The organism is Achromobacter sp. GbtcB20 (genome assembly GCF_019091095.1).
GTDB classification, from domain to species: Bacteria; Pseudomonadota; Gammaproteobacteria; order Burkholderiales; family Burkholderiaceae_B; genus Achromobacter; species Achromobacter mucicolens.
The window spans coordinates 1-236 of sequence record NZ_JAGXJZ010000902.1 but is presented as its reverse complement, the minus strand read 5'-3'; the positions used below and the strand labels follow the sequence as shown (position 1 = coordinate 236).

At 69.5% G+C, this 236-nt stretch carries 1 protein-coding gene; it reads left to right on the top strand.

The window, feature by feature from the left end; translation table 11 throughout:
- On the top strand, positions 1-219 hold a 219-nt coding region (locus KVT32_RS31570), incomplete at its 5' end, for a hypothetical protein (protein ID WP_217619580.1).
- Positions 220-236 lie beyond the last annotated feature (17 nt).

Genomic DNA, 236 nt, shown 5'->3' with positions numbered 1-236 from the left:
CGCCAGCGCGGCTGGGCCTGGCCGGCGTTCGAGGAACGCACCCAGGGCGCCTTCCGCGCCTATTACGACTTCGTGCCGAAAGGGCAGTGGAGCATCGAGTACACGGTGCGCCTGAATAACGCCGGCCACTTCAGCCTGCCGCCGACGCGGGTCGAGGCGGTGTACAAGCCCGAGATGTTCGGCGAGCTGCCCAACGCGGCGGTGGTGGTGGGGCAGTGATGCGCCGGCTGGCATCC